Annotated in this window: 15 protein-coding genes; all 15 read left to right on the plus strand. The window is 48.5% G+C overall.

Translation table 11 applies throughout. The features are described from left to right. The first annotated feature begins 17 nt into the window (after positions 1-17). The 15 genes from BM322_RS05635 (at position 18) to BM322_RS05705 (ending at position 13268) form a co-directional block, all read left to right on the plus strand. Entirely contained in the window at positions 18-1703 is a 1686-nt protein-coding gene (locus tag BM322_RS05635) for a ShlB/FhaC/HecB family hemolysin secretion/activation protein (RefSeq protein ID WP_075428933.1), read from the plus strand. Between the two features lie 100 nt (positions 1704-1803). After that, positions 1804-2220: a flagellar protein gene (locus BM322_RS05640; protein WP_075428934.1), complete on the plus strand. Its 417-nt coding sequence runs from the start codon at positions 1804-1806 to the stop codon at positions 2218-2220. 183 nt (positions 2221-2403) lie between these two features. Continuing rightward, complete coding sequence (flgM, locus tag BM322_RS05645) at positions 2404-2682, plus strand: flagellar biosynthesis anti-sigma factor FlgM (protein ID WP_075428935.1); 279 nt, start codon at positions 2404-2406, stop codon at positions 2680-2682. 33 nt (positions 2683-2715) lie between these two features. After that, positions 2716-3201, plus strand: a complete 486-nt coding sequence (locus tag BM322_RS05650) for a flagellar protein FlgN (protein WP_075428936.1) — start codon at positions 2716-2718, stop codon at positions 3199-3201. A gap of 53 nt (positions 3202-3254) precedes the next feature. After that, entirely contained in the window at positions 3255-3725 is a 471-nt protein-coding gene (locus BM322_RS05655; protein ID WP_075428937.1) for a hypothetical protein, read from the plus strand. A gap of 50 nt (positions 3726-3775) precedes the next feature. Further along, positions 3776-5563, plus strand: a complete 1788-nt coding sequence (gene flgK / locus BM322_RS05660) for a flagellar hook-associated protein FlgK (RefSeq protein ID WP_075428938.1) — start codon at positions 3776-3778, stop codon at positions 5561-5563. A gap of 26 nt (positions 5564-5589) precedes the next feature. Further along, on the plus strand, positions 5590-6921 hold the full coding sequence (gene flgL, locus BM322_RS05665; protein WP_075428939.1) for a flagellar hook-associated protein FlgL: 1332 nt from the start codon (positions 5590-5592) through the stop codon (positions 6919-6921). Between the two features lie 101 nt (positions 6922-7022). Then, positions 7023-7586, plus strand: a complete 564-nt coding sequence (locus BM322_RS05670; RefSeq protein ID WP_082334402.1) for a DUF6470 family protein — start codon at positions 7023-7025, stop codon at positions 7584-7586. A 36-nt stretch (positions 7587-7622) separates the two neighbouring features. After that, positions 7623-8072, plus strand: a complete 450-nt coding sequence (fliW, locus tag BM322_RS05675; protein ID WP_075428941.1) for a flagellar assembly protein FliW — start codon at positions 7623-7625, stop codon at positions 8070-8072. After that, positions 8072-8308: a carbon storage regulator CsrA gene (gene csrA, locus BM322_RS05680; protein WP_075428942.1), complete on the plus strand. Its 237-nt coding sequence runs from the start codon at positions 8072-8074 to the stop codon at positions 8306-8308. The genes fliW and csrA overlap by 1 nt, the downstream gene beginning before the upstream one ends. 39 nt (positions 8309-8347) lie before the next feature. Next, on the plus strand, positions 8348-8794 hold the full coding sequence (locus BM322_RS05685; protein WP_075428943.1) for a flagellar protein FlaG: 447 nt from the start codon (positions 8348-8350) through the stop codon (positions 8792-8794). 16 nt (positions 8795-8810) lie between these two features. Continuing rightward, a complete protein-coding gene (gene fliD, locus BM322_RS05690; RefSeq protein WP_075428944.1) occupies positions 8811-10895 on the plus strand; it encodes a flagellar filament capping protein FliD in 2085 nt (694 codons plus the stop codon). A 43-nt stretch (positions 10896-10938) separates the two neighbouring features. Continuing rightward, positions 10939-11352 (plus strand): flagellar export chaperone FliS, encoded by a 414-nt coding sequence (fliS, locus tag BM322_RS05695; protein ID WP_075428945.1) that lies wholly within the window; start codon positions 10939-10941, stop codon positions 11350-11352. Then, on the plus strand, positions 11342-11692 hold the full coding sequence (locus BM322_RS05700; RefSeq protein ID WP_075428946.1) for a flagellar protein FliT: 351 nt from the start codon (positions 11342-11344) through the stop codon (positions 11690-11692). Before fliS ends, BM322_RS05700 begins: the two co-directional genes overlap by 11 nt. A 250-nt stretch (positions 11693-11942) precedes the next feature. Further along, positions 11943-13268, plus strand: a complete 1326-nt coding sequence (locus BM322_RS05705) for a flagellin (RefSeq protein WP_075428947.1) — start codon at positions 11943-11945, stop codon at positions 13266-13268. Positions 13269-13339: the final 71 nt, after the last annotated feature.

The raw sequence follows: 13339 nt of genomic DNA on the forward strand, positions 1-13339 counted from the left end.
AAGAAGGATAGTAAGATATGCAGAATCCGTGGAAGAAACGAATTACAGCAGGAGTAACAGCTGTTTCGTTACTCAGTGTTATGAGTGGAACGGCAATGGCAGCATCGTCGCTGGCAAAGCCAGGGCAGGATGTTGAGGCACAGCTGCCGAAACCGGCAGCTGCTGTCGAGGACTTGAATCCAGAAGGCAATAAAGGGAAAGCTGAGGTGGAGTTCACGATTGTGAACTTCCGCCTTGAAGCACCGGATCTTTATCTGGATAAGAAAGAGCTTACTCGTATCCTGCAGGAAGGCATGGGCGATAATAAGACGATGACGCAGCTCAATGTAACGCTCAATTCCCTGACGCGTTATTGCCGTCAACATGGTTATCCTGCAGCAGCAGCCTATGTTCCGCCACAGAAGAGCACGGATGGCATGATTACTATCAAGGTTATACCTGGCCGTTATGGTGAAATCAAGTTCGACAATCAGACCAAGATGAAGAAAAGTGTCATACAGGGATTTGTCAATGGGCTGAAACCGGGCGATGTCATTCGCACGAAGAATCTCGAGACGGCTTTGTATACGCTTTCAGATATCAGTGGTACGCGGGCTGTAGGTGTACTGAGTCCTGGCAAGGATCTTGGTACGAGTGATTTGACCGTACGGTTGGAAAAAGGCAAGGGCGCCAATACGATTCTTTATGTTGAAAACTATGGCAGCCAGAATACAGGCCGTTATCGTTATGGACTGCAGCATAATATTTACGATGTTGGCGGTACAGGCGGTAAGCTTGCAGTGGGGACTATGGTTTCTAATGGTGGCTTGCATAATTATTATGCCAATTATGAGGCGCTGATTGGTCATGGAGGCACGACACTTGGTTTCGGCTATAGCCGTATGGACTATGAAGTTGGAGGAATCCTCAAAAACTTGGAGGCAAATGGTGTGGCTACCACCCTCAGCTTGTTTGGAAGCAGGCCAGTCTATCATTATACAGGCAGAGGGCTGAACTTCTCCTACGGTTATGATTATCGTAAGCTTGAAGATAATATCGATAAATTCAACCGAAAGGGTAAAAAGCATTCTCATAGTGTCCGGGCAGGTGTTGATGGCTTTGTACGTGGTGATGGATATACAGTCAACTACGATGCTAAGGTGATTACTGGTACGGTGGGGATGGATTCTGATGATTCTCGTACGCTGGATCTGAGTGCTAATACAGCAGGACGCTATACGAAATTAGAGGCTAAGGCAACAGCAGTAAAGTCCCTGGGGCATCGGGCTGATGTACTTGTTAAAGCAAGTGGTCAGTTGGCTAGCCGTAATCTGGATGGCTCTGAGGAATTATATCTTGGTGGAGCCAATGGTGTGCGTGCATATCCGCAAGGCGAAGGATCGGGAGATGTTGGCATCATGGGAACTGTCGAGACCCGTTTTTATACAAATGTACCGGGATTGGTATTCAGTACCTATTTCGATATGGGACATGTTCAGTATAGGAAGGATGGCGGTTTGGAACGTCTGGGAAGCGTTGCAGCGCCAGGAGTGTATTCATCAGGCATGACGCTTAAAGGCTGGGGGGTAGGTCTCTCGTATACGAAGCCGAACGACTGGTTTGCACGGCTTGATTATGCACGGCGTATCGGTGGTGATCCGAATATCACAGAGGCGGCTAAAGCCAAGGGCCGCATGTGGTTCATGTTGGGCAAGATATGGTAAAATAATGGATCGGCAGGCAGGATTAAATATACTGCCTGCCGAATTTATATAATAAATGCAATCGTATGCGATTGGAATCTGATGATAGGAGTGACAGAAGATGGCAGGAAAAATCAAGAATTGCCCGATGTGTGGCAAACTGTTTGCAGATAACGGCACGCGTGTATGCATGGACTGCTATGATAAGATCAAGGCCAAAGAGGCAGAGGTAGTGAACTTCGTGCGCGACAATCCGGGTTCGAAGATTCCCGAGATCGTTGAGGCAACGGGAGCTCCGGAGGGCATGATCAAGAAGATGATCCGCGAGGGACGTTTCGAGCAGGTCGGTGTCAAGATGAGCTATCCGTGTGAGAAATGCGGGGCACCAATCATTTCGGGCAAGATCTGCCAGAGTTGCCAGGAGGAAGTGCACAAGGAGCTGCAGAAGAAAGCATCGGCTCTTACCGCTGCCAAGCAGGCCGCAAAACAGCAGGCTGGGCGCGGCCACGGTATGTATTCGAAAAACACGATGGATTGAAACAAATACGCAATAGATAGAAAAACAGAGCATTTGTAAGAGATTGTGTCATAATCGTTTATAATGGCTGAAAAGCAGGAGTTAAGTCTCCTGCTTTTTTTTACGATACTTTTACCAGAAGACAGAGTAAGAGCCTAATCAGGGTCCTATAAAGTCAAAAAACAATGACAGGTGGTGAACCAGATGATAATCAATGGCAATATTCAGGCTGTGACCGGTGCGTACAATGTGAGCTCGGCGTCCGGCACGAAACGGGCTGCGGCTATGCGTGAGGCGCATGAGAGTGATGCGGTCGTGTTCTCGAATGAGGCACAGAGCTTCAGCAGCATGCTGCAGAAACTCAAGAGCATGGACGACAGCCGCGAGCAGAAGGTAGCAGCCCTGCGCCAGCAGGTAGCGGATGGCAGCTATCAGGTAGATGCGCAGAAATTGGCAGGCAGCCTGCTCGATACGCGTTACTGAGACGAATACGATTCCTGATGATGGAGGCAGTCTATGTGGCAGGATTTGGCAGCAACACTCAATGAACTGAACAAAATCTATCGGCAGCTTGTCGAACTTGGCAAGCAGAAACGGTCTGCACTTGTAACTATCGATATGAAGACGCTGGAACGGCTGCTAAAGGATGAAGATGATTTGACGAAGAAGATCAAAGAACTTGAGCAGCAGCGGCAAAAGGCACTGATAAATCTAGCGGTGAAAAATCGTGCAATCAAGAAGGATTCGAAACTTACTGACTTGCTGCAGTATGCGCCGAATGCGCAGCTGAGGCAGATTTTGGAGCAGCTCCATGGCGAGTTGTCGCAGAATACGGCGGCAGCCAAGGAACTTAGCGAAGGCAATAGCCTGCTTATCCGTGGGGCAATGCAGGCTGTTGCCTATCATCTGAATCGCATTGGCGGAACGACGGTTGAGCCGACCTATGGTCAGGGCGGTGGTGAGGTCGTCAGCCATCGGCAAAACTACGAATTTGACGCCTGACACTTGCTGCAAGATTGGAGGGCGTCAAAATTTTGATAAGGGTGGGGAGATCTATGGATGAGGCTGTAAAATTGTTGCGGGCCCAGATGATGCTCAGCATGGAGTGCCTGGAAGGATTGCAGGCGGTAAAGAAAGCCTTGCGGGATAATAGCAATGGTGCTGGCGTATCAGATGCAGTACAGGCTCTGGAAGCTCCCCTGACAAAACTCGGGCAGATTGTGGGGCTGGTTGATAAGTTCCTGCAAAGGGTAGGAAAGAAAAGGATGACAGCCTATGCAGTCGGCATGCCGGACTCTGTGGAAAGGGATGCGGTCATGCGGCTGTTAGCAAGAGTCCAGGGATTGGAGAATGAGATGCAGAAGGAACTGGCATCGACTAAGGTGCTGCTGAAGCACAGCAAGGAGTTTGCGGATTTTCACATCAATGTGATGACCCAGACGGCGGCGAGTGATACTTATGCACCGCCAGGAGCTGCTACGGTAGAGAACCGCCGCGGCGTCAAGATGTTCGATGCGAATGTCTGATTCCTTTTGCAGTTTGATCAGTAAGGAAATGAAAGATAAGGTGAGATATCATGCGTTCAACATTTGCCGGACTCAATACGATGGTCCGTGGTGTATTCTCCAATCAGCTCTCGCTGGATACGGTAGGTCATAATATCACGAATGCCTCGACGGAAGGCTATAGCCGTCAGAAAGTGAACCTGGCAGCCACCAGAGGACAGGAAATTGGCTCGCTTTATGGCACTGTTCTTGTAGGTACTGGTGTTGACTCGATGTCCATCGAGCGTGCCCGCAATGTCTATGCGGATAAACAGTATTGGCAGGAAACCTCGACGCAGCAGTATTATCAGACTACGCAGGTCAATTACGACAAGATCGAGGCGATTTTCGATGATTCGGACAAGACGGGTATCCGTCATGCGCTCGATGAGTTCTATGCCGCCTGGCATGATCTGTCGACCAATGCGTCGACGGCCAGCACGCGCGTGGCAGTTATCGAGAAGGGCAATATCCTGGCGGATAAGCTCAAGACCTCGGGTGAGCAGCTGCAGTCGCAGATAAATTCGCAGTATGATGATATGATTTCTACGGTCAGTAAGGTAAATCAGACGACGGAAAAAATCGTGCTGCTGAATCAGAATATCATGATGCAGGAGGCGACTGGCGGGTCAGCCAACGATTTACGCGACCAGCGTGATTTGCTTGTCGACGAGTTGTCGAAATATATGAATCTGAATGTCTATGAAGATGACAAAGGTATGTACTCTGTGGTATCCAATGGTATCACGCTGGTTGGTGGTATTGCCCGTTTGACGTTGGAGATGTCAGATCCCATCAACAATGCGGACTATGGAATCAATGACTATACTATCAACATCAAGGAGTCGGGGATTGCATTTATCCCGCAGAATGGTGCCTTGCGTGCTCAGCAGGATACGATTGCTGAGGACAAGGCATATCTTGACAAGGTCGCTAATATGGCAGGGTTCCTGCTCACGACGTTCAATAACATGCATCAGCAGGGGGCTGGCATCGGCGATACGAATGAGCTTAAAACGTTTAAAACGGATGCAGATGGCAAATTATTGAATATTGATGATACTGATTATATGGGGCCTGCCTATGGACTGAATTTCTATGGTGATACCAACACGGTTTATGAGTGGGATACGACGAATAACTGTGTCAAAGCTACGAATTACCAAGCTGGTACGGTCATAAGGTCAATCGATTCGGTAACGTCGGATACGTCGCCGATAAATATCGTTATCACGGGAAGCGTGGAGACAACAGAGGACCTTAAGGGAATCAATATTATCAAGGCCTTGACAGTCAACAGCCAGATCTCGGCAACGAGTGGTCAGGATTTGATTGCGGCACGTACCTTGAGTGTTGAACAAGATACAGCTGATGATGGTAGTGGTGCTTTACTGACTACATACAGTGTTGTCCCGAATGGTACGAAGGATGGTACGAATGCAGTCAATTTGTCGGCGCTTATCAATATGAGCGATTCGGAAGCGCAGAAGTATAATACGGCGACAATTATCAATAATGGTACGTCGGTATCGACGACTGCTCGGGCAACGAATAATGATTCGCTCAATGCCTATTATATCGCCGCGATGTCGCAGCTGGGCAGCGATGCGGAGTCCATCAAGGACAAGGAAAGTGCTCAGGAAGATTTGATTACGCAGATTGTTAACTGGCGTTCGTCGACGTCGGGGGTGGACTGGAATGAGGAACTCACGAATATGATTACGTTCCAGAAGGGCTATAGTGCCTGCTCGCGCTGCCTGACGACGATGGATGAGATGCTTGACCGTCTTATCAATAGCACGGGTACAGTTGGCCGGTAATCTTTGAACTAACGAGGTGAAATGAAATGTCTATTCGCGTAAGCAGCAATCAGATGGTCTATGGCTATCAGAAACAGCTCAATGATGCCAACTATCGGCAGACAAAGCTGCTCGAACAGGGAGATGGCAGTAAGCTGCATCGTCCGTCCGATGATTCTGTAGACTATTCCAAATATCTCCGCTATACGGTATCGGAGAACGAGAACACCCAATATCAGGAAAATGTCAATACGGCAATTTCCTGGATGAAGACTTCCGATGCCGCGCTGGTCAATATGACCGACATCCAGACTACATTCAAGGAAAAGACTGTAGCAGCAGCTAATAGTACGAACAATGTAAACGATATGGCTGCTATTGGCAAGGAAATGATGGCTGAGATTCAGGAGCTGGTATCGCTGGGCAATACCATGCAGGGAGACAGCTATGTATTCGGTGGCCAGACGGACCTGACAAAGCCATTCAGCATGTCGACAGAAGAGGTCGATCGTGGCTTGGCCAAAACACTTGATGAAAATCAGTCCGCATTTTTCAGTGGTACTGGTGCTGTTGATGACACTGGCAGCATGAAACAGATGCTTACACTCAAGGGCGACGATGGCAATACGTATTATCTCAATACGAAGAATGGCTATGTCTATACTAAGGAATTTGTGGAAAATGGTTATAAGGACATACTGGCCAGTGAATCGCGGACACAGGTTAAGGAAGGGGATCAAGCAGGGGCGCTTTCTGACTGGGGATCTGGATCTGTATCGAAGTATTTTACCAATACTGGTAAGATAAAGCCAGATGGTTCATCGTATAGTCAAATCATATCGGTAAATGGTACGGATGTTGTACTAAGCTTTACGACTGTCAAACAACAGATTGTCACATATAATGGCGATGATAAGCAGATTTCCATGGTCAAGAAAAATGGCACGACTGAGCCAGTAGCAGATACCATAAATGTCACGGGGCCGCAGATATTTGGTACGGATATCTTTGACGACGAGAACTCGGGCAATAAAGCCTCTGGGTCGGCAATGCTGAATCAGATGCTTACGGTTTATGCGCAGGTTGAAGGCTGTAAGCATGAGTGGCTTTCCAAAGATGGACAGACGGTTACCGATGCTGCTCATGCTACGACGGTCAATGCGCAGACACAGCTCGGTGCTCGCCAGCAGCTCTATGAGTCGGTCAATACGATGCTCAGCAATCAGAATGAGCTTATCACCAGCGACATCACGAATGTCAGCTCGACGGATGTGGCAAAACTCGCTGTGCAGCTGATGCAGGAGCAGACCATTTACAACCTAAGCTTGTCGCTTGGTGGCAGGATTTTGCCGCAGTCGCTCGCGGATTACCTGCGATAAAGATAGCTTAACGGCGGAAAACATAGTATAATAAAGGTAAGATAAAGGATTAGCAGGATTTTCCTAGGGAAAGGGTGAAATAATCTATGCTGCGGTTAAATATGCGGATAACGCAACCTATGATTGGTATGCGCACGCAGCTAGGAAAGCTGGAAGCCCATTCAACACCGGCAAAACTGCATAGTGAGAATCGGCAGGCTCGGTCCAATGCCCATTGGACGCAGCCATCCGTCGAGATCAACCAGTATCCAAGCCGTCATTCCTATGGCTTTACGAATCATACGGATTTTGCCAAGGAGCATGGACAGCAGGGATTCAGCGACCTCAAGCAGACGACGTCCCGTTGGACGTCTGAGGCGTGGGATAATATCGAGAACGGTGGCAAGACGGGCCGGCAGCCGGTCAAGCAACGGTATGATAGCAAGCTGCAGCAGGAAATCAGCAAGCAGCGTCATATCGTGGCCAATCTCATCCCTGACCCGGAAATCCACTTCACGCCGGTACAGGCCGAAGGGAATGTAGATCCTGGGGATGTGACGGTCAAGATTGACACGGAGGCCTTTGCGCAGACGCATTTCACGCCGGGCAAGGTCGAGACGTACCTGCAGCAGAAACCGGATGTCAGACGCTGGGTGACCGAGGGCAAATACGATATCTACGCATGACAGATGACGAAGCATGCGGATTTGGAGGCGTAACGAATGAAAAAGGTCAACACATTACGGTTTGGCGAAATCGAAGTCGAAGAAGAAAAAGTAGTACATTTCGAAGATGGAATCCCAGCCTTTGAAGATGAGCATGAGTTTCTCATCATCCCTTATGATGACGAGAGCCCTTACGTGTTCCTGCAGTCGATCACGACGCCGGATTTGGCGTTCCTCATGACGATGCCATTCGTATTCTTTCCGGAGTATGAGTTCGAGCTTGATGATGACAGTCAGAATAAGCTTGGCATCAAAACCCAGGAGGACATGCTGATTTACACGCTCTTGACGATTCCTGGTGGCAAGGTAGCAGATATGACGGCCAATCTCATGGCACCCGTTGTCCTGAATCAGAATACGATGCAGGCACGTCAGATCGTGCTGGACAAGAGCCGCTACACGACCAAGCATAGATTGTTTCCGGAACATAAGGAGGAAAACAAATAATGCTCGTACTTACCCGCAAACCCCGTCAACAGATTATGATTGGTGACAACATCGTCATCAACGTCGTCGAAGTGCAGGGAGACAATGTCCGCATCGCTATTGATGCGCCGCGCGAGGTAAAAATCTATCGCGGCGAAATCTATCGGGCGATCCAGGAAGAAAACCAAAAGGCTGCAGCTCCGGCTCCACAGGATTTGGATCTCAGTGCTGCTTTGCCCCATAAAGGACAAGAATAAGGTTAGGGAAAACTTGATTCATTCTACGGAGGGATAACAATGATAGGTAAAGTTCAGGATATGGTGGCTTCCGCTATTGTCGTAGGTGCAGCTGAGAAGGCCAGTGCCAACAAGACGGCGGACAGCACGCAAAAGATCAATGCCGAAGTGGCGACGGCCAAGGCTTCGGATATGGAGTCGGTCAAGGAGCAGGTAAAGAAGAGCGATGACGCTCAGGAATCCAATAACCAGAAACAGCAAAAAGAAGACGAGCAGAAGATGGATGAGAACTCCGTCAGCTATATGACGAAGGAGCTCAACGAGCTGATGCGCAGGATTGATGCCGATCTCGAATTCCAGTATCATAAGGAAGTCAATACGATGTCGGTCAAGATGTTGGACAAGAAGACTGGTGAGGTGCTCAAGGAAGTGCCGCCAGAGGAAATGATCAAGCACATGATAAAAGCCAAGGATTGGCTCGGTGCATTCCTGGACAAGAATGCCTAAGTAGGAGGTGTAGGGAATGAGTGTAAAGGGAATATACGGTTTATCGGGTTCGGGCATAGACGTTGATTCGATGGTCAAGGTTGGTATGTTGTCTAAACAGAATGAATATGACCGTATGTATAAAAAAGAGGTCAAGAATGAGTGGATGAAGGAAGCTTATGCCAATGTGTATTCAGAGCTTTCAACGTTCACGAATTCGACGATGTCGAATTATAAGATGTCGTATACGACCAATCCGATGAGCGCGACCAGCACATCGAGTACAGTGGCAACGGCAACGGCGAATGCAGATGCGGCATCCATGGCCCATACGGTTGAAGTATCTTCAGTAGCTAGCAATGCATATCTGCTGACGAAAGATACCGTGCATCGTAATAATGAGTCGGCACAGAAGAGCATCTATCTCAAGGATGTTATCTTTACCAAGGAGCAGATAGCAGATATTTCCAGCCGCATCGGTAAAACAGGTGAAGGATCTATCAAAGGATCAGATATCGCTGTAAGCTTCGATATTGCGGATGGCGTTGGTTCAGATCATACGTCAAAGACAGTGTCGTTTACTTATGACGATATTTTCTCTAGCAATGAGACGCTTAACGATCTTGTTTCGAAGATAAACAATGCCGGGGTAAACCTCAAAGCGTCGTATGATTCGACGAATGATGCGTTCTCCATCTATCAAAAGGACAGCGGTAAGGATAATCAGATCATCTTATCGGTACCGAGCATAGCAGGTTCGGATGCTGACAAGAATGCTGCGACGCTGCTCAATAATCTGGAGCTCCAGAAGGTCATCAATACGACGACAGAGAAGGGGGTTACCAGTACGCGCGAAGATTTGGGCACTTTTGCCGAGAATGCATCCAGCAATGGTGTATTGACTAGCACGAGCTCTTTGGGGGCAACTGCTGATGAGGCAAAAGCTGTTGCACTGTATACGTTGACTGGTGCCAATAGTGCTGCAGATGTTACGAGCAATATAGAGTTTACGCTTGGCAATGGCACGAAATCTGCAACTTTTTCGTACTCGAAGGATGATCTCAAGGCTGGCAAGACTGTCAATGATCTGCTGACGGATATCAATGCCAAAGCGGATACGACAGGGGTAACGGCTTCTATCAGCGACGATGGCAGACTGGTGCTTACCAGCTCAGATAATACCACCGAGGTAACGCTTACGCAGAGTAAATCCAGTTCCAGCACGGTTAAGACAGCTTCCAATGCGTTCATTGATAAGCTTATGGGTTCTACGTCCACGCTCAACGCGCAGGGCAAAGATGCCGCAGTCAAGATTGACGGTAAGGATTACACGTCTTCGTCAAGCAAGATTACGGTGGCGAACGTTACCTATTCGTTGGCAGCTGCTGGCAGTGCAACGGTATCGGTAGCTCAGGATACCGATAAACTCATAGAAAATGTCAAGCAGTTCGTATCGGACTACAATAAGATGATTGACTCGCTGAACTCGAAATATAATGAAACGCAGTATAGCGATTACAGTGTCTTGACCAAGTCGCAGGAAAATGCGATGACGCAGGAACAGATCGACAAATGGAACGAGAAGGCTAAATCGGGCCTGCTCTATCATGATAAGACAATCCGCAGCATCGTCTCGGCGATGCGTGAGGCAATCTATACGCCGGTAAAATCGGTCGACAGCAGCTACAATACGATGATGTCCATCGGTATTGAGTCCTCGACAGATCAAGGCCATCTCCGTCTTGATGAGGATAAACTCAAAAAGGCATTGGCGGCTGACCCGGATTGCGTCCGTCAGATTTTCGCGAACAGTGGCGATGTCACGACGACAAAGAATGGCAAGACGACGACTACGACGGATTATAACCAGGAAGGTGTCGTCAATCGTATCTACGACAAGCTGAATGAGGCCATGAAGAAAATGAAGACTTATTCTGGTACGTCCAGTGAGTCTGATGATGGCAGTACGTTAGGCAATCTTATCAAGGAATTGCAGACGAAGATGTCGAATTTCAAGACTATGATGGCTGCCTATGAGAAGGCTTTGTACAGCAAATACGATGCCATGGAGACCTCGATTTCACGGCTGAGCTCGCAGTATAATTTCATTTCCGGCAGTTGATGGGCAAGTGGCCTGCGTGCTGTTGGGGATAGGGGGTTTTTAAATGGTAAACAATGCAGCTGAGGCGTATAAAAGACAGCAGATTCTGACGGCGACGCCAGAGGCTTTGACGCTTATGCTTTACAATGGCTGCCTGAAGTTTATGAATGAAGGCAAGGATGCCATTGAGGCGAAGCAGTGGGAGCAGGCGAATACGTCACTTCAGAAAGCGGAGAATATCATCTCAGAGTTCCGTATCACGCTGAATATGGAATACGATATCAGCAAACAGTTGATGCCGCTCTACAACTATACCTATGACCGTCTGGTCGAAGGTAATATGAAGAGCGATCCTGCTTTGGTGCAGGAAGCTATCGATATCATCAAGGAGCTGCGTGATGCCTGGGCGCAGGCTATGAAGAAGGCCCGTCAGGATAACGGAACGAAAAACGCACAGGGTGATAGCTATGTCGGCTGATACTCCATTAGAACAGGCGAAAGCAAACTGGGAGTTATACTACACGCTCTCGGAGGAGCTTTTGAAGTTCATAAATAAGCAGGATATTGATGAGTTCATCGAGCTGGTCAATCAGCGCGAGGAACTAGTGAAGCGCATGAAAGCCCTGCCGGAGACTGAAACCTATCGGCAGACAGCAGAGTGTCAGGCCTTGATTGAGAAAATCAAGCCGAATGATATGCAGATTATCTACAAGGCTAAGTCCTGGCTCAATAAGTCAAAGCGTCAGAATGCTACAGTCCATGCGTATGACCTGCAGTCCATCAATACCGTAGGCAACATCCTTAATCGCAAATATTAAGTAAAAAAAATAAAAAATCTCAAAAAAACACTTAAGGAATCCCGAAAATGTCCGATATATATGGTGTAAGATGGAACATAAGAAATCTTACTAGGGATAACGGTAATATGTAAGCTGCTAAGGAAAGCAGTGACGGTCAGCTAGCAGCCGCCAATACTTACGGATCAGCTTACTATTATATATGCTAATAACGGGCATGGATGTTCCGTTAAAAAAATAATCAAATGTATTATCAGGGAGGAATATTATCATGGGTATGGTAGTAAAAAACAACATGTCGGCTATTTCGACGCTGAACACTCTGAACAAGAACTCGAATGCACTGACCAAGAGCCTGCAGAAAGTATCTTCGGGTATGAAGATCAACTCCGCAGCAGATGACGCTTCGGGCTATGCTATTTCCGAGCGTATGCGCGTTCAGATCCGTGGTCTCGACCAGGCTAACGCAAATACGCAGAGCGGCAACAGCATGATGAAGGTTGCTGAGGGTGCTGTTTCGAGCACTGTCGACATCCTGAAGACGCTCAAAGAGAAAGTCATCAACGCAGCCAACGATACGAATACGGACAGCGACCGTCAGACGATTCAGAAAGAGCTCGACCAGAGCATCGACCAGATTGACGACAACGCTAACGTAACGTTCAACGGCAAGTATCTCGTTGATGGTTCCCACAACAACAAAGTTACGGCTACGAAGACGGCTCTGACCAATGAGAGCATGTCCTCGACTACGGCTTCTGCTTCGAAACTGACGGCTCTTAAGAACCGCAATGGTGAGGACCTCAACATCCACTCCACGGACAATGTAACGGTTTCGTATGTTCAGCAGGGCAAGACCTACACGACGACCTTCCAGGTTGGCAGCAACACGCTGTCTCAGGTTATTGCTAGTGTTTCTTCGGCTAAGAACGGCCAGGAAGTTGGTAAGGCTGTATTGACGCTTTCGAGCACTACGGCTTATATCGGCCAGAGCTCGTCGACGAACAGTGTCTACACGGCTGATAACGGCAACGCTATCACGCTGACGGCTGCTACGGCTGGTACGATTGGTCAGGTTTCCGGCTTCTCGATCAGCATCACGGACAACACGGGTGCTATCAACAAGTCCGCAAACGCTGTTCTCGATAACTTCAGCGAGTCCATTCGTGCACAGAATGATTCGGAAGACAACGCTCTCGTCTTGCAGGTCGGCACGAAAGCTAACCAGGCTATCAAAGTCGGTCTGACGGATATGCGCTCTAACGCACTCGGCCTCAAGGGTACGGACGGCCAGACGCTGAACGTCTCCACGCAGGCAAAAGCTAACGCTGCAATCAACGTTCTTGACAACGCTCTGCAGAAAGCTCTTGATCAGCAGACGACGATCGGTTCTGTCGAGTCCCGCCTCGAGTACACGAGCAGCAACTTGACGACGGCTTCCGAGAATGTCCAGAGCTCCGAGTCCACGATCCGCGATGCCAACATGGCAAAAGAGATGACGGAATACACGAAGAACAACGTTCTTATGCAGGCCGCTCAGTCCATGCTCGCACAGGCAAACCAGAGCAGCAGCTCGGTTCTCAGCCTGCTCCAGTAATAGGAGTTCCGGTAACGGACTTAACTACCAAGTTACTCAAAACCCTCTCCTTCGGGAGAGGGTTTTTTGTG

The organism is Selenomonas sp. GACV-9 (assembly GCA_900116485.1).
Taxonomy (GTDB): Bacteria; Bacillota; Negativicutes; order Selenomonadales; family Selenomonadaceae; genus Selenomonas_A; species Selenomonas_A ruminantium_G.